Origin of the sequence: Serratia sp. C2(1) (genome assembly GCF_036352655.1) — a bacterium.
GTDB classification, from domain to species: domain Bacteria; phylum Pseudomonadota; class Gammaproteobacteria; order Enterobacterales; family Enterobacteriaceae; genus Serratia; species Serratia inhibens.
Genome location: NZ_JAZFBA010000001.1, coordinates 2,834,960 through 2,854,821, shown reverse-complemented (window position 1 = coordinate 2,854,821; position 19,862 = coordinate 2,834,960). Strand labels below are relative to the sequence as shown.

At 57.8% G+C, this 19,862-nt stretch carries 18 protein-coding genes; 17 read left to right on the top strand and 1 reads right to left on the bottom strand.

What is annotated here, in order from left to right; all coding sequences use genetic code 11:
* The first annotated feature begins 26 nt into the window (after positions 1-26).
* From V2S86_RS13440 to nei, 11 genes are all read left to right on the top strand, one after another.
* On the top strand, positions 27-983 hold the full coding sequence (locus tag V2S86_RS13440; protein ID WP_330762818.1) for a YbgA family protein: 957 nt from the start codon (positions 27-29) through the stop codon (positions 981-983).
* 15 nt (positions 984-998) lie between these two features.
* Positions 999-2,429, top strand: a complete 1,431-nt coding sequence (gene phrB, locus V2S86_RS13435; protein WP_330762817.1) for a deoxyribodipyrimidine photo-lyase — start codon at positions 999-1,001, stop codon at positions 2,427-2,429.
* Between the two features lie 22 nt (positions 2,430-2,451).
* Entirely contained in the window at positions 2,452-3,432 is a 981-nt protein-coding gene (locus V2S86_RS13430; RefSeq protein WP_330762816.1) for an MBL fold metallo-hydrolase, read from the top strand.
* Between the two features lie 17 nt (positions 3,433-3,449).
* Positions 3,450-4,193: a type 2 GTP cyclohydrolase I gene (locus tag V2S86_RS13425; protein ID WP_330762815.1), complete on the top strand. Its 744-nt coding sequence runs from the start codon at positions 3,450-3,452 to the stop codon at positions 4,191-4,193.
* Between the two features lie 273 nt (positions 4,194-4,466).
* Complete coding sequence (gene pxpB, locus V2S86_RS13420; protein ID WP_330762814.1) at positions 4,467-5,123, top strand: 5-oxoprolinase subunit PxpB; 657 nt, start codon at positions 4,467-4,469, stop codon at positions 5,121-5,123.
* Positions 5,117-6,049 (top strand): 5-oxoprolinase subunit PxpC, encoded by a 933-nt coding sequence (gene pxpC, locus V2S86_RS13415; protein ID WP_330762813.1) that lies wholly within the window; start codon positions 5,117-5,119, stop codon positions 6,047-6,049. The genes pxpB and pxpC overlap by 7 nt, the downstream gene beginning before the upstream one ends.
* Positions 6,039-6,776, top strand: a complete 738-nt coding sequence (gene pxpA / locus V2S86_RS13410; protein ID WP_330762812.1) for a 5-oxoprolinase subunit PxpA — start codon at positions 6,039-6,041, stop codon at positions 6,774-6,776. The genes pxpC and pxpA overlap by 11 nt, the downstream gene beginning before the upstream one ends.
* Before the next feature lie 60 nt (positions 6,777-6,836).
* Positions 6,837-7,568 carry a DUF969 domain-containing protein gene (locus tag V2S86_RS13405; protein WP_330762811.1) on the top strand — a complete coding sequence of 244 codons (732 nt, stop codon included), beginning with the start codon at positions 6,837-6,839 and terminating at the stop codon, positions 7,566-7,568.
* On the top strand, positions 7,565-8,584 hold the full coding sequence (locus tag V2S86_RS13400) for a DUF979 domain-containing protein (protein WP_330762810.1): 1,020 nt from the start codon (positions 7,565-7,567) through the stop codon (positions 8,582-8,584). The genes V2S86_RS13405 and V2S86_RS13400 overlap by 4 nt, the downstream gene beginning before the upstream one ends.
* Before the next feature lie 8 nt (positions 8,585-8,592).
* Complete coding sequence (pcp, locus tag V2S86_RS13395; RefSeq protein ID WP_330762809.1) at positions 8,593-9,237, top strand: pyroglutamyl-peptidase I; 645 nt, start codon at positions 8,593-8,595, stop codon at positions 9,235-9,237.
* 58 nt (positions 9,238-9,295) lie between these two features.
* Complete coding sequence (nei, locus tag V2S86_RS13390) at positions 9,296-10,087, top strand: endonuclease VIII (RefSeq protein WP_330762808.1); 792 nt, start codon at positions 9,296-9,298, stop codon at positions 10,085-10,087.
* A 59-nt stretch (positions 10,088-10,146) separates the two neighbouring features.
* On the opposite strand, the gene V2S86_RS13385 is transcribed toward nei, so the two are convergent.
* Entirely contained in the window at positions 10,147-11,439 is a 1,293-nt protein-coding gene (locus V2S86_RS13385) for a citrate synthase (RefSeq protein WP_004949745.1), read from the bottom strand.
* Between the two features lie 735 nt (positions 11,440-12,174).
* On the opposite strand from V2S86_RS13385, the gene sdhC reads away from it, so the two are divergent.
* The 6 genes from sdhC to odhB all read left to right on the top strand — a co-directional run bounded on the left by sdhC (position 12,175) and on the right by odhB (position 19,848).
* On the top strand, positions 12,175-12,564 hold the full coding sequence (gene sdhC / locus V2S86_RS13380) for a succinate dehydrogenase cytochrome b556 subunit (RefSeq protein ID WP_065505961.1): 390 nt from the start codon (positions 12,175-12,177) through the stop codon (positions 12,562-12,564).
* Positions 12,558-12,905 carry a succinate dehydrogenase membrane anchor subunit gene (sdhD, locus tag V2S86_RS13375; protein WP_004949748.1) on the top strand — a complete coding sequence of 116 codons (348 nt, stop codon included), beginning with the start codon at positions 12,558-12,560 and terminating at the stop codon, positions 12,903-12,905. Before sdhC ends, sdhD begins: the two co-directional genes overlap by 7 nt.
* Positions 12,906-14,672: a succinate dehydrogenase flavoprotein subunit gene (gene sdhA, locus V2S86_RS13370; RefSeq protein ID WP_330762807.1), complete on the top strand. Its 1,767-nt coding sequence runs from the start codon at positions 12,906-12,908 to the stop codon at positions 14,670-14,672.
* Between the two features lie 16 nt (positions 14,673-14,688).
* Complete coding sequence (locus tag V2S86_RS13365) at positions 14,689-15,405, top strand: succinate dehydrogenase iron-sulfur subunit (RefSeq protein WP_330762806.1); 717 nt, start codon at positions 14,689-14,691, stop codon at positions 15,403-15,405.
* Positions 15,406-15,801: 396 nt separating this feature from the next.
* Positions 15,802-18,609: a 2-oxoglutarate dehydrogenase E1 component gene (gene sucA, locus V2S86_RS13360; protein ID WP_330763202.1), complete on the top strand. Its 2,808-nt coding sequence runs from the start codon at positions 15,802-15,804 to the stop codon at positions 18,607-18,609.
* A gap of 18 nt (positions 18,610-18,627) precedes the next feature.
* Positions 18,628-19,848, top strand: coding sequence for a 2-oxoglutarate dehydrogenase complex dihydrolipoyllysine-residue succinyltransferase (odhB, locus tag V2S86_RS13355; protein ID WP_013811923.1), 1,221 nt, complete (start codon positions 18,628-18,630; stop codon positions 19,846-19,848).
* The last annotated feature ends 14 nt before the right edge of the window (positions 19,849-19,862 follow it).

Here is a 19,862-nt window from a genome sequence, read left to right as displayed (position 1 = left end):
ATTGTCCAGGATTGTGGGAGCAAATCATGAGTGACAAAATTCCGGTCGGGATCAGCGCCTGCCTGTTGGGCGACGCGGTGCGTTTTGATGGTGGCCATAAACGCCTGGCCTTTGCGGTGGAGCAACTGGCGCCTTATGTGCGTTTTGAGTCGGTGTGCCCGGAAATGGCGATCGGTTTGCCTACCCCACGCCCGGCACTGCGGTTGAGTAAACGGCCACAGCCGTCGCCGGCAATGCGCTTCAGCAACGACGACAGCGTCGACGTGACCGACAAAATGCAGCGGTTCTCAGAGCAACGCGTCGCGGAACTGGGGCATCTGTGCGGCTATATCGTCTGCGCCAAATCCCCGAGCTGCGGTATGGAGCGGGTGCGGGTTTACAGCGAAAACGGGAAAGAATCGCGCAAAAGCGGCGTCGGGCTATTCACCGCCGAACTGATGCGCCAGATGCCGTGGCTGCCGGTAGAAGAAGACGGGCGGCTGAACGATGCCACCCTGCGGGAAAACTTTGTCGAGCGGGTTTACGCGCTGTATGAACTGAATATGTTGTGGCGCAAGGGGTTGACCCGTGGCGGGCTGATCGCTTTCCACAGCCGCTATAAGCTTTCTCTGCTGGCGCATTCACAGCCGGAATACCGCGAACTGGGACGTTTTGTCGCCGGTATCGAAAAGTGGGCGTCGCTGGAGGCGTTCGCCATTGAATACCGCAGCCGCCTGATGAGGCTGCTGGCGCACAAGGCAACGCGCCGCAATCACACCAATGTGCTGATGCACGTGCAGGGGTATTTCCGCCGCCAGCTCAGTTCGGCTCAACGGCAGGAGTTGGCGCAGCTGATCGACCGCTATCGCCAGGGAATGCAGCCGCTGTTGGCGCCGATCACCCTGCTCAAACATTACATGGCCGAATACCCGGATCGCTATCTGGCCGAACAACGTTATTTCGAACCCTATCCCGAAGCGTTGCGCCTGCGTTACGGCCACTAACCGACGAGGAATTTTATGGCCACTCATCTGGTCTGGTTACGTAACGATCTGCGTATAACCGATAACAAAGCGCTGCACGCCGCCTGTTGCGATCCCGCCGCCCGCGTGCTGGCGGTGTTTATCGCTACTCCTGGGCAGTGGCGGCAGCATCAGATGGCACCGCGTCAGGCGGCGTTTATTCATGCCAACCTGCTGCGGGTTCAGCAGACGCTGGCGGATCGCGGTATCCCGCTGGTCTGCCATCAGTGCGATGATTTTGCCGCTGCTGTTGACTGGTTGGTGGCGTACTGCGCGCAAGAGCGGGTGGATGCGCTGTTTTATAACCGCCAGTACGAGCTCAATGAGCTAAAGCGCGACCGTCAGGCAGAGCGGCGATTATCCGGGCAGGTGATTTGCCAAAGCTTCGATGACAGCCTGTTGTTACCGCCGGGCAGCGTACAAACCGGCGGCGGGGAGATGTACAAGATTTATACGCCGTTTCGCAAGGCCTTTATCCAGCGGCTGACCGAATCCGACGTTCGTTCCCTGCCGGCACCCAAACCTCGTGAAGGCGGCGCGTTGCCGGTGTCGGCTGCGCCGACGGCATTCGATTACCCATCGGTCGAGGTGGGCGCAGATTTTCCCGCCGGGGAAGAGGCGGCGCTGCAACGGCTGCGCGCTTTCTGCCGTGAACAGGTGCAAGATTACCTGCAACAACGTGATTTTCCCGCTATTGCCGGCACCAGCAGCCTGTCGCCGTATCTGGCGATTGGCGTATTGTCGCCGCGCCAGTGTTTTAACCGCCTGCGCGCCGAATGCCCGCAGGTGCTGGAAAACAGCGACAGCGGTGCCTTTGGCTGGCTGAACGAATTGATCTGGCGCGAATTTTATCGGCATCTGATGGTGGCTTATCCTGCGTTATGCAGGCACCGTCCCTTTATCGAGTGGACGGATAAGGTACGCTGGCGGGATAACGACGCACTGTTACTGGCCTGGCAGCAAGGCGAGACCGGCTATCCGATCGTCGATGCCGCCATGCGTCAGTTGAATGCAACCGGCTGGATGCACAACAGGTTACGCATGATCAGCGCCAGTTTTTTGGTGAAAGATCTGCTGATCGACTGGCGCGCCGGCGAACGCTATTTCATGTCGCAGCTGTTGGACGGCGATCTGGCGGCGAATAACGGTGGCTGGCAGTGGGCGGCCTCAACCGGCACCGACGCCGCGCCGTATTTCCGCATCTTTAACCCGACCACTCAGGGCGAACGTTTTGATCCGCAAGGCACTTTTATCCGTAAATGGTTGCCCGAGCTGGCGGATGTACCGGACAATGCTCTCCATCAACCCCATCGCTGGGCGGAAAAACAGCAACGCACGCTGGATTACCCGCTGCCGATTGTCGATCACAAGCAGGCCCGGCTGGAGACGCTGGCGGCCTTTGAAGCGGCCAGGCGGGGGGAATATTAAGGCAACAGCAAGGAGCGAAAGAATGATGAACAAGGTGCTGGCCCTGTGCCTGAGCGGCTATTCAGCCCTGGCGCTGGCCGGCTTTGACGTAGTGGCGCTCGGCGTTGACGGCGGCGTCAGCGACGGCAATCTGACATCCTATCTGATCCGCAGCGTCAACCAGCCGCAGTATCTGGCGCTCGATGCCGGCTCACTGTTGCCGGGCATTGCCAAAGGGCTGGAAAAAGGCAGTTTTCCGCAGGTGACCCCCGAACTGGCGGCGCCTTATACCCCGCAGGGCTATGTGTTCCGGCAACTGATCGGCGGTTACTTTATCAGCCACGGTCATCTGGACCACGTGGCCGGGCTGATTATCGGTTCGCCGGAGGACGCCAGGAAAAATATTTATGCCCAGGCCGATACCATCCTGACCTTGCGCAATCATTACTTTAACTGGAAGGCCTGGCCAAACTTCACCGACGCCGGTAACGGGTCGCGGCTGGGCACCTATCGGTTGCAAACGGTGCGGCCGCAGCAGCGCTTTACCCTGGGCGTCACCGGCCTGAGCGGCGTGATGTATCCGCTTAGCCACGATCGTTACCCTTCTTCGATGCTGCTGGTATCCGATCGCAGCGGGTCCTTCGCCTATTTCGGCGACACCGGGCCGGATGCACTCGAGCAGTCACGCAATCTGGATACCGCCTGGCGCGCGCTGGGGCCGTTAATTGAACAGAAAAAACTGAAGGGGATGATAATTGAAACGTCTTATCCCAATGGCGTTGCAGATAAAAATCTGTATGGTCATTTGACGCCGGCGTGGCTGCTGAAAGAGCTGGAAAATCTGGCCCGGTACAGCGGCGGCGAAGGCTCGCTGAAAGATTTCCCGGTAGTGATCAGCCACATCAAACCCAGCCTGAAGCAGGGCGAGGACGTGCGCGCTACCATTAAACAGCAGTTGGATCAGGGCAACGATCTGGGCGTGAAGTTTATCCTGATGGAACAGGGCGACCGGCAGACATTTTGAATTGAAGAGAGAAGACAATGCGTAACCTCGATCTGGAAAATCTGATCAACAAAGAACTGAATACCGCCGCGTTTCAGGACTATGCGCCGAATGGCCTGCAGGTAGAAGGGCGGTCGCACGTGAAGCGCATCGTCACCGGTGTGACCGCCTGTCAGGCACTGCTGGATGCGGCGGTGGAGCGGCAGGCGGACGCCATCCTGGTGCATCACGGGTATTTTTGGAAAAACGAAGCGCCGGCGGTGCGCGGCATGAAACGCAATCGGCTGAAAACGTTGCTGACCAATGACATCAACCTGTACGGCTATCATCTGCCGCTGGATGCCCACCCGGTGCTGGGCAACAACGCGCAACTGGCGCATCTGCTTGGCATTCGCGTGATTGGCGAAGTGGAACCCTTGGTGCCGCACGGCGAGTTTGAACAACCGCTGACCGGCGCTGAGCTGCAGCAGCGCATTGAGAGCCGCCTGGGCCGTGCAGTGCTGCACTGTGGCGATAACGCACCGGCGCACATTCGCCGCGTGGCCTGGTGTACCGGCGGCGGCCAGGGTTTCATCGATAGCGCGGCGCGTTTCGGCGTCGATGCCTTTATCAGCGGTGAGGTGTCGGAACAAACTATTCACACTGCACGGGAAATGGGCGTTCATTTCTTCGCCGCCGGTCATCATGCCACCGAGCGCGGCGGCGTGAAGGCGCTGGGTGAATGGTTGGCGCAGCATCATGGTTTTGAAGTGACCTTTATCGATATCCCGAATCCTGCCTGATTTCTCTCTGGGATTCAGCCCGGCTCACACGTCGGCTGAATCCTTCTGCGTCGCTAATTCCTTATTTTCCCAATGGTTGCGTTTTATTGACAGCCGGACCCGCGTCGCGCATAACTGTGTTATTGCAAATAATAAAATACCTATGCATTGCAAGTTGTGGCCAAGCGACCTGTTCGTCGATAGCCAAATATCGTAGGGGCGTTGCATGCTGCGCCCGGGGGAGTTGGGCAGAACGCCGCGGCTTGAAAGACGGCGGGTATAAGGAGAAGAAGGGTGCAACAAGCGCGATATTACCTGTTGGGTGAAAGAGCGGCAGTGCTTGAGCTGTCGCCACCGGTGACGCTGCCAAGTCAGCGGCGGATCTGGGCATTGGCCGAAAAACTGAATCATCATCCCGATGTGCTGGAAGTGATACCGGGTATGAACAATCTTACGCTGTTGCTGAATACGCCGCAGGCTGACGCCGAAGCGATGCTGGCGCTGTTGCAGCAAGGCTGGGACAGTGAGGAAAGCCTGGTGCCGGAATTGCGCGAGGTGGATATTCCGGTGATCTACGGCGGCGAGTATGGGCCGGATCTGGGCGAGGTAGCGCGCCATACCGGCATGACGCCGCAGCAGGTGGTGGAATGCCATTCTTCTGCGGCCTATGTGGTTTATTTCCTTGGCTTCCAGCCGGGTTTTTCTTATATGGGCGGCATGCCGGAACAATTGGCGACGCCGCGCCGTGCCGAACCGCGCCTGGCGGTGGCCGCAGGCTCCGTCGGCATCGGCGGTAGCCAGACCGGCATTTATCCGCTGGTCACGCCGGGGGGCTGGCAGTTGATTGGCCGCACGCCGCTGTCGTTATTCAATCCTTATGACATGCCGCCGACGCTGCTGCGCCCTGGCGATAACGTGCGCTTCGTGCCGCAGAAGGAGGGCGTATGTTGAAGATCCTGCGTGCGGGCATTTACACCACGGTACAGGATGCGGGCCGTCACGGTTTCCGCCGTCTGGGCGTTAGCCAGGGCGGTGCGCTCGACCTGCCGGCGCTGAAAATTGCTAACCTGCTGGTGGGTAACTCAGCGGATGCCGCCGGGTTGGAAATCACCTTGGGCCAATTCAGCGTCGAATTCACCCAAGCGGGGTGGATCGCTCTGACCGGGGCCGGTTGCGATGCCAAACTGGACGAAAAACCGCTGTGGACCGGCTGGCGTTACCCGGTTAAAGCGGGCCAGCAACTGGTCATGAACATGCCTAAACGCGGTATGCGCAGCTATCTGGCGCTCTCCGGGGGGATCGCCGTGCCCGAAATGCTCGGCTCGCGCAGCACGGATATCAAAGCTGCCTTTGGCGGGCTGGAAGGGCGTAACCTGAAAGACGGCGACAGCCTGCCGTTGGGCAAGCCGGGTTTCCTGCCGCAAAACAGCTGTGGCGTAAAGCAACTGCTGTTCAATAATCGCATCCGCGCCTTGCCGGGACCGGAATATGCCGAGTTCAGCCCCGAGGCGCAGGAGGCTTTCTGGCGCACCGCTTGGCAACTCAGCCCGCAGAGCAACCGCATGGGGTATCGTCTGCACGGCGGCAATGTGCTGGGCCGCACCACCGACCGCGAAATGCTGTCGCACGGCCTGCTGCCGGGCGTGGTGCAGGTGCCGCATAACGGCCAGCCGATCGTGCTGATGGCCGACGCGCAAACTACCGGCGGTTACCCGCGCATTGCCTGTGTAATCGAGGCCGATCTCTACCATTTGGCGCAGATCCGTCTGGGCGAGGCTATCCACTTTGTTCCCTGTACCCTGGCGGAGGCGCAACGTGCCAAGGCAGAGCAGGATCACTTTATCCAACAAATTGCCTGGGGGTTAGATGCTCATTGATCTGAACGCCGATCTCGGCGAAGGCTGCGCCAACGACGAGGCGCTGCTGCAACTGGTCAGTTCGGCCAATATTGCCTGCGGTTTTCACGCCGGTGATGCGCAAACCCTGCGTCAGTCGATCCGTTGGGCACTGCAATATGGCGTGGCGATTGGCGCACACCCCAGCTTCCCCGATCGCGAGAACTTTGGCCGTACCCGCATGCAGTTGCCGCCGGAAACGGTATATGCGCAGGTGGTGTATCAGCTGGGGGCGGTGGCAGCGATGGCCCGCGCCGAAGGCGGGGTGATGGTACATGTGAAGCCACACGGTATGTTGTACAACCAGGCAGCGGTTGAACCGGCTTTGGCGGAGGCTATCGCCCGGGCGGTGAAGGCGGTCGATCCCGCTCTGCGGTTGGTGGGGTTGGCGGGCAGCGAGCTTATCCGCGCCGGTGAAAAACTGGGGTTGGCGACGCGGCAGGAAGTGTTCGCCGATCGCGGCTATCAGGCCGACGGCACGCTGGTGCCGCGCGGCCAGCCGGGCGCACTGATCGAAGACGATGAACAGGCGCTGAGGCAAACGCTGGACATGGTGCGCCATCATCGGGTTCGCACTCTGGAAGGCTCTTGGGCTGCGGTGCAAGCAGAAACCGTCTGCCTGCACGGCGACGGTGAACACGCGTTGAGCTTCGCGCGCACGCTGCGCGAGCGTTTCGCCATAGAGGGCATTAACGTCAGCGCAGACTGACAGCGGTACACACAACATCACTCATAAAAAACGATTAGAAACTACCGAGGGAAGATGATTATGGAACAGGCCATTAATCTCTGGCCATTGATTGGCATTGTCGCCATCGTGGCTGGATTTGTTTTGCGTTTCAACCCGGTGCTGGTGGTGATTGCCGCCGGCATCATCACCGGACTGGCGGCGCTGATGCCGCTGGACGTCATTCTGGAAAAACTGGGGGAAGGTTTCCTCAATACCCGGAATCTGCCGCTGATCCTGTTGTTGCCGTTGGCGGTGATCGGTCTGCTGGAACGTCATGGGTTGAAGGAACGCGCGCAGGCGTGGATCGCCAAGATCAAGAGCGCTACCGCAGGGCGGTTGCTGATCGTCTATCTGTTCGTGCGTGAAATCACCGCCGCCATGGGGCTGACCAGCTTGGGGGGCCACCCGCAAATGGTGCGCCCGTTGCTGGCGCCGATGGCGGAAGGGGCAACCGAAAACCGCTACGGCGAGCTGCCGGAACGTACGCGGCATCGCCTGCGTGCCATGTCCGCCGCCACCGATAACGTCGGGCTGTTCTTTGGCGAGGACATCTTCGTGGCCTTTGGTGCGATCATTTTCATGCATAACTTTATGCTGGAGTCAGGCGGTATCCAGACCGAGCCGTTGCATATCGCGTTATGGGGCATTCCGACCGCCATTTTCGCTTTCCTGATCCATGCCTTCCGGCTTTACCGGATGGACAAACAGCTCAGCGCCGAGCTGGCGCAGCTTAACCAGGCGGCGCTGCGGGCCAAAGGAGATGCCCAATGAATTTCCAACAACAATATCTCTACTGGCTGGCCGGCGCGGTGCTGTTGATCGTGGCGGTGATGTCGTTCCGCGATCGCGCCAACCCGCGCCGCATTACCACCGGGCTGTTCTGGGCGCTGTACGGCCTGGTTTTTTTGGTCGGCGACTGGACCTATAGCCTGCTGGGTGAGGTGTTGGGCGAGGGCAGCAATGAGAAACGCATACTGCATATCATCGTCGGCGTAGTGGTGATAGTGATGGCATTGATCGCCGGCTTCGGCGGGATGCGGCTTGGCAGCTACCATCAACGTACCCCGCAGCAGCGTGAAGAAAGTGCCAAACGGTTGGGGAACCGGCTGTTTATTCCTGCGCTGGCTATTCCGGTGGTGACGGTGGCCGGCGTGTTGCTGTTCAACAATATTCCGGCTCTGCAGCAGGCGGTGTTCGGCAGCGGCAATCACGCCACGTTGATTACGCTGTTCTCGATGGCGCTGGGTGTGGTGTTGGGCGGCATTATTGCGGTGAGAATGACTCGCGAAACCCTTTCGCAGCCGATACAGGAAGCGCGTCGTCTGTTGGATTCGGTCGGCTGGGCGTTTATTTTGCCGCAGATTCTGGCCACGCTGGGGCTGCTGTTCACTGCCGCCGGCGTCGGCACCGCGATTTCCCATCTGACCCAGGAATACCTGGCGGTCGACAACCGCTTTATCGCCGTGGCGGTTTACGCCATCGGCATGGCGCTGCTGACCATGGTGATGGGCAACGCCTTCGCCGCCTTCCCGATCGTCACTGCCGGTATCGGCATCCCGATCCTGGTGTTGCAACACGGCGGTAATCCGGCGGTGATGGCGGCAATCGGCATGTTTTCCGGCTATTGCGGCACGCTGATGACGCCAATGGCTGCTAACTTTAATATTGTGCCGGCGGCGTTGCTGGAATTGCCGGACAAGAATGCGGTGATCAAGGCGCAGGTGCCGACCGGGGTGCTGCTGCTGTTGGTTAACGTATTCTTGCTGTATTTCCTGATGTTCCTGTAGGAGAACTCATGCAAAAGGTATTGATTACGGGCTTTGAGCCCTTTGGCGGAGAACGGGTTAATCCTTCGTGGGAAGTGGTAAAGCAACTGAACGATAGGGAGTTTGTCGGCGCGCGCATTATTGCGCGCCAGCTGCCTTGCGTATTCGGCGTGGCGCTTGAGGCGTTGAACGCGGCGATTGATGAGGTGCAGCCAGTGATGGTATTGGCCATCGGCCAGGCCGGTGGGCGTACCGATATTACCCTCGAACGGGTGGCGATCAACGTTGATGATGCGCGCATTCCCGATAATCAGGGCCGGCAACCGATCGACGAACCGATCCTCGAAACCGGACCGGCGGCCTATTTCAGTACCTTGCCGATCAAGGCGATGGTCAACTCGATGCGTGAAGCCGGAATTCCCGCTTCGGTATCGCAAACCGCCGGGACTTACGTTTGCAACCACGTGATGTACGGCTTGCTGCACCGGTTAAACGGCCAGCAAGAGATTAAGGGCGGGTTTATTCATATCCCTTATCTGCCGGAACAGGCTGCCGCGCATCCTGGTGCGCCCAGCATGGCGTCCCAGACGGTGCTGTTCGCTCTGGAGCTGGCGATCTCTGTCGCATTGCAGGTGGAACACGATCTGAAAGTGGTGGGCGGCGCGACGCATTAACCGGTGTTTTTCACCGGGGCGCCCGCTGCGGCGGCCCGGCTAAATCAGGAGTTGCAACATGCCGGAAGGACCGGAAATTCGCCGAGCGGCGGATGCGCTGGCGACGGCGGTGATCGATCGGCCGCTGACTGCGGTCGAGTTTGCTTTTCCCCAGCTTAAACATTACCGCGATCGGTTAATCGGCGAACGCATTATTGCCATCGAGCCACGCGGCAAGGCGTTGTTGACCCATTTTTCCAACGGGCTGACGATGTACAGCCATAATCAGTTGTATGGCGTGTGGAAAGTGGCCAGAGCGGGAGAGACGCCGGATACCAAGCGCGATTTGCGCGTACGGCTGGAAACGGCGGAGCGGGCGATTTTATTGTACAGTGCCTCGGAGATCACCCTGGGGCCACGCGAAGAAATTGAGCAGCACCCGTTCTTGCAACGCATCGGGCCCGATGTGCTGGATATGTCGCTGACGGCGACAACGGTGGAACAACGGCTGTTGTCGCCGGCGTTTCGCCGCCGGCAATTGGGAGGGATGCTGCTCGATCAGGCGTTTCTTGCCGGTTTGGGCAATTATCTGCGTGCCGAAATTCTTTGGCAGGCGGAACTGGCGCCGCAGCACCGGCCTCAGGATTTGGCGCCGGAAGTGTTACGGCGGCTGGCGGAGGCTCTGTTGGCTGTGCCGCGCCTGTCTTACCGGACGCGCGGGCTGGTGGATGAGAATCGCCATCACGGCGCGCTGTTCAGCTTTAAGGTGTTCCATCGCAGCGGTGAGCCTTGCGGGCGCTGCGGCGCGATGATTGTCAGAACCCAACTGTCGTCGCGGCCGTTTTATTGGTGCCCCGGTTGCCAAAAATAGCAAAAAAAACGCCGCCCATTCGGGCGGCGTTGTGCTGCTTTATGTAGGGTAAAGCGGCGTTATTTGTTTTTCAGCTGGGATTTGAAATCACGCTCGGCATAGCCGGTATACAGCTGACGCGGACGGGCAATTTTGATGCCTTCGTCATGCATTTCGTTCCAGTGCGCAATCCAGCCGATGGTACGGGCGATGGCAAAGATAACGGTGAACATGGAAGAAGGGATACCCATAGCTTTCAGGATGATACCTGAGTAGAAGTCGACGTTCGGGTACAGTTTCTTCTCGATGAAGTACGGGTCGTTCAGTGCGATGTGTTCCAGCTCCATCGCCACTTCCAACAGGTTGTCGTCCTTCTTGTTCAGTTCTTTCAGCACTTCGTGACAGGTTTCGCGCATCACGGTGGCGCGCGGATCGTAGTTCTTGTACACGCGGTGGCCGAAGCCCATCAGACGGAAAGAATCGTTCTTGTCTTTCGCGCGCTTGATGAACTCTGGGATGTGTTCAACGGTTTTGATCTCTTCGAGCATCTTCAGCGCGGCTTCGTTGGCGCCGCCGTGCGCCGGCCCCCACAAGGAAGCGATACCGGCCGCGATACAGGCAAACGGGTTAGCGCCCGAAGAACCTGCGGTACGTACGGTAGACGTGGACGCGTTTTGCTCGTGGTCGGCGTGCAGGATCAGGATGCGATCCATTGCGCGTTCCAACACCGGGTTAACCACGTATTCTTCACATGGGGTAGCGAACATCATGTGCAGGAAGTTGCCTGCGTAGGACAGATCGTTACGTGGGTAAACGAACGGCTGGCCCAGGGAATATTTGTAACACATCGCCGCCACGGTAGGCATTTTGGACAGCAGGCGGAATGCGGTAATCTCGCGGTGACGCTCGTTGTTCACATCCAGCGCATCGTGGTAAAACGCCGCCAGCGCACCGGTTACGCCGCACAGCACCGCCATAGGGTGCGAGTCGCGACGGAAGCCACGGAACAGATGGGTGATCTGGTCGTGGATCATGGTGTGGCGGGTTACGGTAGTTTTGAAGGTCTCGAACTCTTCTGCGGTCGGGGTCTCGCCGTACAGCAGGATGTAGCACACTTCCAGGTAGGAAGACTCTTTCGCCAGCTGTTCGATCGGGAAGCCACGGTGCAGCAGCACGCCTTTGTCACCGTCGATAAAGGTGATTTTGGATTCGCAGGAAGCGGTAGAAGTAAAGCCGGGATCAAATGTGAAATAACCTTTGGAGCCCAGAGCGCGGACATCGAGGACATCGGGGCCCAGTGTCGGGGATAATACGCCCAGTTCGATCGGAGCTTCACCATCGTTAATGGTTAGCGTCGCTTTCTTATCAGTCATTTACTGTCTCCTTAGCGCCTTATTTTAAAAACCTCTAACAACTGAAATACCTTAATTCTCCGCAGGTTGCCCGCAAAAAATGGAGCGGACGCTAACTCTGTGAGCGACTGCGCAATTGCGCGGGTAGGGTACAGAGTGCTAACCAGGCGAACGAGGCGGGTGACCAGTTGTTAACGATTCATCGGAATTCGTTATATTCTGTTAATCGTACCTACGACGTGTTCGAGGGTTTTATGAACCTATCCCAATAAACTGTTTTATTTGTCTTATTTGCTTTTACCTGCGGTGATTTGTTGCAAACATGACCGGCAAAAACGGTTATTGGGATAGGTTCTGCCAAATACACTGTTGCATATCTTGAACACTGGGGGAAGTGTATCCGCTGACCTATAGCGCATCATAGGACCGTTTGTGCCCCTATATGTAATGGAAATGTTGATCTCTTGTCAAATCAGATAATTAATTTTGTGCCAATTGTGAAATCCGTGATCTAAATCACTGTTCGGGGGAAATGTTACCAAACAGATTGTATGGGAATTGTAATCAGAATGTGATCCTCCTATACTGCCGCCAGGTCTCCGGATTACCCTGAAGTAGGAGCACCCAGCGTTATAAATGCGCGCCGTTTAAGCACAGAGGATGTTGATGTTTGAGCGCGTGACGTGTAAGGGTTTTGGCTCTTAACGCTGTCTGATCCCCACCCAGGCCCGGAGGAAGGAAAATAATAAGAGCTGTGTGGGCAAAAACGTGAAAAAACAAAGACCTGTCAACCTGGATCTGCAAACGATTCAGTTTCCCGTAACTGCGATAGCGTCCATTTTACACCGAGTCTCTGGCGTAATTACCTTCGTTGCCGTGGGTATCCTCCTCTGGCTGCTGGGCCTGTCTCTCTCTTCCCAAGAGGGTTTCATGCAGGCTGCCGCCATCATGAATAGCTTCATCGTCAAATTCATATTCTGGGGCATCCTCACGGCGTTGGCCTATCACATTTGCGGTGGCATTCGTCACTTGTTAATGGATTTTGGCTATATCGAAGAGAGTTTAGCCGCCGGTACCCGTTCTGCCCAGGTGGCGATCGGTCTGACCGTCGTGCTGTCAGTTCTGGCTGGAGTCCTCGTATGGTAAACAATGTTTCTGCATTAGGGCGCAATGGCGTACACGATTGGTTGTTACTGCGTGCTTCCGCTATCGTCATCACCCTGTACGTGTTGTATATCCTGGGCTTCTTCGTCACGGCTCCGGATCTCACCTATGAAATCTGGCGCGGCTTCTTCGCCACCTCTATTACGAAAGTGTTCACGCTGCTGACGCTGCTGTCGATTCTGGTGCACGCCTGGGTCGGTTTGTGGCAGGTGCTGACGGATTACGTCAAACCGCTGGCAGTGCGTCTGGTATTGCAACTGGCGATCGTTGTCGTGTTGCTGGTCTATTTACTGTACGGAACAATCGTAGTGTGGGGTGTGTAAATGAAACTGCCGGTCAGAGAGTTTGATGCTGTAGTTATCGGTGCTGGCGGTGCAGGTATGCGCGCGGCACTGCAGATTTCTCAATCGGGCTCCACGTGCGCCCTGATATCCAAAGTATTCCCGACCCGTTCCCATACCGTGTCTGCACAGGGCGGCATTACCGTAGCCCTGGGCAATAACCACGATGACAACTGGGAATGGCATATGTATGACACGGTGAAAGGTTCCGATTATATCGGTGACCAGGACGCCATTGAATATATGTGTAAAACCGGCCCGGAAGCGGTTCTGGAGCTGGAGCACATGGGGCTGCCGTTCTCCCGTACGGATGAAGGCCGCATCTATCAGCGCCCGTTCGGCGGCCAGTCACTGAACTTTGGTGGCGAACAGGCGGCACGCACGGCGGCGGCGGCTGACCGTACCGGCCACGCCCTGTTGCACACCCTGTATCAACAGAACCTGAAAAACCACACCACTATTTTCTCCGAGTGGTATGCGCTGGATCTGGTGAAAAACCAGGATGGCGCGGTGGTGGGTACTACGGCTATCTGCATTGAAACCGGTGAAGTGGTTTACTTCAAAGCCAAAGCCACCGTGCTGGCGACCGGCGGTGCAGGCCGTATTTACCAGTCTACCACCAACGCGCATATCAACACCGGTGACGGTGTCGGCATGGCGCTGCGCGCCGGCGTGCCCGTGCAGGACATGGAAATGTGGCAGTTCCACCCGACCGGCATCGCCGGCGCAGGTGTATTGGTGACCGAAGGTTGCCGTGGTGAAGGCGGTTATCTGCTGAACAAACACGGCGAGCGCTTCATGGAGCGCTATGCGCCGAACGCCAAAGACCTGGCGGGCCGTGATGTGGTTGCCCGTTCGATCATGATTGAAATCCGCGAAGGCCGCGGCTGTGACGGCCCGTGGGGCCCGCACGTCAAGCTGAAGCTGGATCACCTGGGTAAAGAAGTGCTGGAATCCCGCCTGCCGGGCATTCTGGAACTGTCGCGCACCTTCGCGCACGTCGATCCGGTGAAAGAGCCGATCCCGGTTATTCCGACCTGTCACTACATGATGGGCGGCATTCCGACCAAGGTGACCGGCCAGGCGCTGACCGTGAACGAAAGAGGCGAAGACGTGGTGATCCCGGGCCTGTTTGCCGTGGGCGAAATCGCCTGCGTATCGGTGCACGGCGCCAACCGTCTGGGCGGCAACTCGCTGCTTGATCTGGTGGTGTTCGGGCGTGCTGCCGGCATGCATTTGCAGGAGTCACTCGCGGAGCAGGGCGAAAGCCGTGACGCCAGCGAATCGGATGTGGAGGCGTCGCTGGAGCGCCTGAACCGTTGGAACAACACCCGTTCGGGTGAAGACCCGGTCGAAATTCGCAAGGCGCTGCAAGCCTGTATGCAGCACAACTTCTCGGTATTCCGTGAAGGTGACGCCATGGCGAAAGGGCTGGAAGAGTTGAAAGAGATCCGTGAACGTCTGAAGTACGCACGCCTGGACGATACCTCCAGCGAATTCAACACCCAGCGCATCGAATGCCTGGAGTTGGATAACCTGATGGAGACTGCGTTTTCCACCGCCGTGTCGGCCAACTTCCGTACCGAGAGCCGTGGGGCGCACAGCCGCTTCGACTTCCCGGAGCGCGATGACGCCAACTGGCTGTGCCATTCGCTGTATCAACCGCAATCGGAAAGCATGACGCGTCGTGAAGTGAACATGCAACCGAAGCTGCGCCCGGCATTCCCACCGAAAGTGCGTTCCTACTGATCGCGGAGATCGATTGATGAAACTCGAATTCTCAATATATCGCTATAACCCGGATGTTGATGACGCTCCGCATATGCAGGATTACAGCCTGGAAGCGGAAGAAGGCCGGGACATGATGCTGCTGGATGCGTTAATCCAGTTGAAAGAGAAAGATCCGACCCTGTCTTTCCGTCGTTCGTGCCGCGAAGGCGTGTGCGGGTCCGATGGCCTGAACATGAACGGTAAAAACGGTCTGGCGTGCATTACCCCCGTCTCGGCGTTGCGCAAAGGCAACAACAAGATTGTGATCCGTCCTCTGCCGGGTTTGCCGGTGGTGCGGGATCTGGTGGTTGATATGGGCCAGTTCTATACCCAGTATGAAAAGATCAAGCCTTACCTGCTGAACGACGGCAAGAATCCTCCGGCGCGTGAGCACCTGCAATCGCCGGAACAACGGGCTAAACTGGACGGTTTGTATGAATGTATCCTGTGTGCCTGTTGTTCGACGTCTTGCCCATCATTCTGGTGGAATCCTGACAAGTTCGTAGGGCCGGCCGGCCTGTTGGCAGCGTACCGCTTCCTGATCGACAGCCGTGACACGGAAACGCAAGAACGTTTAGACGATCTGGACGACGCTTTCAGTGTTTTCCGCTGCCATAGCATTATGAATTGTGTCAGTGTATGCCCTAAAGGCTTGAACCCGACGCGTGCGATCGGTCATATCAAGTCTATGCTGCTGCAACGCGGCGCATAAGCGGAACGAGATGCTGCGCCGGGCAGGTCCCGGCGCACATCACAAAGGAGGGAGCCTCTAAAAACTGACCCGCGGCTGCGGTACTATGCAGCCTGGTTCGTCCGCCGGTTTTTAGAGGTTCCTTGTAAGGGGCCGCAAGGTCCATAACAAAACGTATCAGGCCATAATGGCATACCCTATGACTTTCGAGTCGCAGCCAGGCGACCCGTTCGTGAGTCCCCAGGCGCTTACTTCAGTAAGTAACTGGGGGGAGCGAATGCAGGCAACAACGCTGCGGCTTGAAAGGCGACGGGTATTAAGTACGTCGAGTGAACCGTTTCTACGGCAAACCGTATCCATCACGGTAATTATGTTAACCACGGCGAAAACTAAAGCTTCAAAGCTTAAGGGATCATGATGCAGAACGGCGCAATGAAGGCCTGGCTGGATTCCTCCTATCTGGCGGGCGCGAACCAGTCTTACATAGAACAGCTCTATGAAGACTTCTTAACCGATCCGGGCTCCGTTGAAGATAGCTGGCGTTCCATTTTTCAACAGCTACCAACCGCGGGTGTTAAACCCGATCAGCTTCACTCTCAAACGCGTGACTACTTCCGCCGCCTGGCGAAAGACTCTGCGCGTTACAACACCACCATCAACGATCCAGACACCGACGCCAAACAGGTCAAGGTACTGCAACTGATCAACGCCTTCCGTTTCCGCGGGCATCAGCATGCCAACCTCGATCCGCTCGGCCTGTGGCAACAAGAAACCGTTGCCGATCTCGATCCCGCTTACCACAATCTGACCGAAGCCGACTTCCAGGAAACCTTCAACGTGGGGTCATTTGCCATCGGCAAAGAAACCATGAAGCTGGGCGATCTGTATGCCGCGCTGAAGCAGACTTACTGCGGTTCGATCGGTGCGGAATACATGCACATCACCAATACCGAAGAGAAACGCTGGATCCAACAGCGCATCGAATCGGTAGCGGGGCGCGCCAGCTTTACTAACGAAGAGAAACGCCGTTTCCTGAACGAGCTGACCGCAGCGGAAGGTCTGGAACGCTATCTCGGCGCTAAATTCCCGGGAGCAAAACGCTTCTCTCTGGAAGGCGGCGATGCGCTGGTGCCGATGCTGAAAGAGATGGTTCGCCACGCCGGCAAGAACGGCACGCGCGAAGTGGTGCTGGGTATGGCTCACCGCGGCCGTCTGAACGTGTTGATCAACGTGCTGGGTAAAAAGCCCGCCGACCTGTTCGACGAGTTTGCCGGCAAGCATAAAGAACACCTCGGTACCGGTGACGTAAAATATCACCAGGGCTTCTCCTCCGACGTCGAAACCGAAGGCGGCATGGTTCACCTGGCGCTGGCGTTCAACCCGTCGCACCTGGAGATTGTCAGCCCGGTGGTTATGGGCTCCGTACGTGCCCGCCGCGATCGCTTGGACGAAGCGCGCAGCAACATGGTGCTGCCAATCACCATTCACGGCGACGCCGCCATTACCGGCCAGGGCGTGGTTCAGGAAACCCTGAACATGTCGCAGGCTCGCGGTTACGAAGTGGGCGGCACGGTGCGTATCGTCATCAACAACCAGGTTGGTTTCACCACCTCCAACCCGCTGGATGCGCGCTCGACCCAATACTGTACCGATATCGCCAAAATGGTGCAGTCGCCGATCTTCCACGTCAATGCTGACGATCCGGAAGCGGTGGCGTTCGTTACCCGTCTGGCGCTGGATTTCCGTAACACCTTCAAACGCGATGTGATGATCGATCTGGTCTGCTACCGTCGTCATGGGCATAACGAGGCCGACGAGCCAAGTGCAACCCAGCCGGTGATGTACCAGAAGATCAAAAAACACCCGACGCCGCGCAAGCTTTATGCTGACGTTCTTACCGAACAGAAAGTCGCGAGCCTGGAAGATGCCACGGAAATGGTCAACCTGTATCGCGATGCGCTCGATCGCGGCGATTGCGTGGTTGAAGAATGGCGTCCAATGAATCTGCATTCCTTTACCTGGTCGCCGTACCTGAACCACGAGTGGGACGAAGAGTACCCAAGCAAGGTTGAGATGAAGCGCTTGCAGGAACTGGCTCGTCGCATCAGCACCGTACCGGAAGCGATCGAAATGCAGTCGCGCGTAGCGAAAATCTACGGCGATCGTGCAGAGATGGCCGCCGGCAACAAAGCGTTCGACTGGGGCGCGGCCGAAACGCTGGCCTACGCCACTATGGTCGATGAAGGCATTCCGATTCGTATCTCCGGTGAAGATGCCGGGCGCGGAACCTTCTTCCACCGTCATGCGGTGGTGCACAACCAGAAAAACGGTTCGGTCTACGTTCCGCTGGCGAATGTACACAGCGGGCAGGGCGAGTTTAAAGTCTGGGACTCCGTGCTGTCCGAAGAAGCGGTGCTGGCGTTCGAATACGGCTACGCCACTGCGGAACCGCGTACCCTGACCATTTGGGAAGCGCAGTTCGGCGACTTCGCCAACGGCGCTCAGGTGGTGATCGATCAGTTCATCAGCTCCGGCGAGCAGAAATGGGGCCGTATGTGCGGCCTGGTGATGCTGCTGCCGCACGGCTACGAAGGCCAGGGTCCGGAGCACTCCTCCGCGCGTCTGGAGCGTTACCTGCAGCTGTGTGCAGAACAGAATATGCAGGTGTGCATCCCGTCCACCCCGGCACAGGTTTACCATATGCTGCGTCGTCAGGCGCTGCGCGGTATGCGCCGTCCGTTGGTGGTGATGTCACCGAAATCCCTGCTGCGTCATCCGCTGGCGGTTTCTTCCCTGGAAGAACTGGCTAACGGCACCTTCCTGCCGGCTATCGGCGAGATCGACGAGCTGGATCCGAAAGCGGTCAAACGCGTGGTGATGTGCTCCGGCAAGGTGTATTACGACCTGCTGGAACAGCGCCGCAAGAACGACCAGAAAGACGTGGCCATCGTACGTATCGAGCAGTTGTACCCGTTCCCGCACCAGGCCGTTCAGGCCGTGCTGGAGAAGTATGCTCACGTGCATGATTTCGTCTGGTGCCAGGAAGAGCCGCTGAACCAGGGGGCCTGGTACTGCAGCCAACACAATTTCCGTGAAGTCGTGCCGTTCGGGGCTTCTTTACGTTACGCCGGACGTCCAGCCTCCGCCTCTCCGGCGGTCGGTTATATGTCCGTACACCAGAAGCAGCAACAGGCTCTGGTTAATGACGCGCTGAATATTGAATAAAGATTAAGGGAAAGCTAAATGAGTAGCGTAGATATTCTGGTTCCTGACCTTCCTGAATCGGTTGCCGATGCGACCGTAGCCACCTGGCACAAGAAACCAGGCGACAGCGTCCAGCGTGACGAAGTTCTGGTTGAAATCGAAACTGACAAAGTTGTGTTGGAAGTGCCGGCCAGCGAAGCAGGTATTCTTGATGCGATCGTGGAAGAAGAGGGCGCAACCGTGCTTTCTCGCCAGATCCTCGGCCGTATTCGTCCGGGCGATAGCTCCGGCAAGCCGACCGAAGAGAAAAGCCAGGCTAAAGAAGCCACCCCGGCACAGCGCGCAACCGCCAGCCTGGAAGAAGAGAGCAACGATGCCCTCAGCCCGGCGATCCGCCGTCTGATTGCTGAGCACGATCTCGACGCTGCAGCCATCAAAGGCAGCGGCGTGGGTGGTCGCATCACTCGCGAAGACGTGGAAGCGCATCTGGCCAACGGCAAGAAAGCCGACAAGCCGGCCGCAGCCGCAGTTGAAGCCGCACCGCAGCCTGCCCTGAGCAACCGCAGCGAAAAACGCGTGCCGATGACCCGTCTGCGCAAGCGTGTGGCAGAGCGCCTGTTGGAAGCGAAGAACAGCACTGCGATGCTGACGACCTTCAATGAAATCAACATGCAGCCGATCATGGATCTGCGCAAGCAGTACGGTGAAGCCTTCGAAAAACGTCACGGTGTACGTCTGGGCTTCATGTCCTTCTACATCAAAGCGGTGGTTGAAGCGCTGAAACGCTTCCCGGAAGTGAACGCGTCCATTGACGGTACTGACGTGGTCTACCACAACTACTTCGATATCAGCATTGCGGTCTCTACCCCACGCGGCCTGGTGACTCCGGTTCTGCGCGATGTAGACAGCATGAGCATGGCGGACATCGAGAAGAAAATCAAAGAGCTGGCGGTCAAGGGCCGTGACGGTAAATTGACCGTGGAAGAACTGACCGGCGGTAACTTCACCATTACCAACGGCGGCGTATTCGGTTCATTGATGTCTACCCCGATCATCAACCCACCGCAGAGCGCCATCCTGGGCATGCACGCCATTAAAGATCGCCCAATGGCGGTGAATGGCCAGGTTGTGATCCAGCCAATGATGTATCTGGCGCTTTCTTACGATCACCGCCTGATCGACGGCAAAGAGTCCGTTGGTTACCTGGTGACGGTGAAAGAGATGCTGGAAGATCCGGCTCGTCTGCTGCTGGACGTATAACCCTGATGGGCGCG

What these genes read in the sequence shown, in the direction of transcription:
- V2S86_RS13430 (WP_330762816.1), top strand. Translation starts at nt 2,452, where the DNA reads ATGATGAACAAGGTGCTGGCCCTGTGCCTGAGCGGCTATTCAGCCCTG.
- V2S86_RS13385 (WP_004949745.1), bottom strand. Translation starts at nt 11,439, where the DNA reads ATGACTGATAAGAAAGCGACGCTAACCATTAACGATGGTGAAGCTCCG.
- sdhA (WP_330762807.1), top strand. Translation starts at nt 12,906, where the DNA reads ATGAAACTGCCGGTCAGAGAGTTTGATGCTGTAGTTATCGGTGCTGGC.
- sdhD (WP_004949748.1), top strand. Translation starts at nt 12,558, where the DNA reads ATGGTAAACAATGTTTCTGCATTAGGGCGCAATGGCGTACACGATTGG.
- sucA (WP_330763202.1), top strand. Translation starts at nt 15,802, where the DNA reads ATGCAGAACGGCGCAATGAAGGCCTGGCTGGATTCCTCCTATCTGGCG.
- V2S86_RS13400 (WP_330762810.1), top strand. Translation starts at nt 7,565, where the DNA reads ATGAATTTCCAACAACAATATCTCTACTGGCTGGCCGGCGCGGTGCTG.
- V2S86_RS13365 (WP_330762806.1), top strand. Translation starts at nt 14,689, where the DNA reads ATGAAACTCGAATTCTCAATATATCGCTATAACCCGGATGTTGATGAC.
- V2S86_RS13440 (WP_330762818.1), top strand. Translation starts at nt 27, where the DNA reads ATGAGTGACAAAATTCCGGTCGGGATCAGCGCCTGCCTGTTGGGCGAC.
- odhB (WP_013811923.1), top strand. Translation starts at nt 18,628, where the DNA reads ATGAGTAGCGTAGATATTCTGGTTCCTGACCTTCCTGAATCGGTTGCC.
- V2S86_RS13405 (WP_330762811.1), top strand. Translation starts at nt 6,837, where the DNA reads ATGGAACAGGCCATTAATCTCTGGCCATTGATTGGCATTGTCGCCATC.
- pcp (WP_330762809.1), top strand. Translation starts at nt 8,593, where the DNA reads ATGCAAAAGGTATTGATTACGGGCTTTGAGCCCTTTGGCGGAGAACGG.
- pxpA (WP_330762812.1), top strand. Translation starts at nt 6,039, where the DNA reads ATGCTCATTGATCTGAACGCCGATCTCGGCGAAGGCTGCGCCAACGAC.
- pxpC (WP_330762813.1), top strand. Translation starts at nt 5,117, where the DNA reads ATGTTGAAGATCCTGCGTGCGGGCATTTACACCACGGTACAGGATGCG.
- nei (WP_330762808.1), top strand. Translation starts at nt 9,296, where the DNA reads ATGCCGGAAGGACCGGAAATTCGCCGAGCGGCGGATGCGCTGGCGACG.
- V2S86_RS13425 (WP_330762815.1), top strand. Translation starts at nt 3,450, where the DNA reads ATGCGTAACCTCGATCTGGAAAATCTGATCAACAAAGAACTGAATACC.
- phrB (WP_330762817.1), top strand. Translation starts at nt 999, where the DNA reads ATGGCCACTCATCTGGTCTGGTTACGTAACGATCTGCGTATAACCGAT.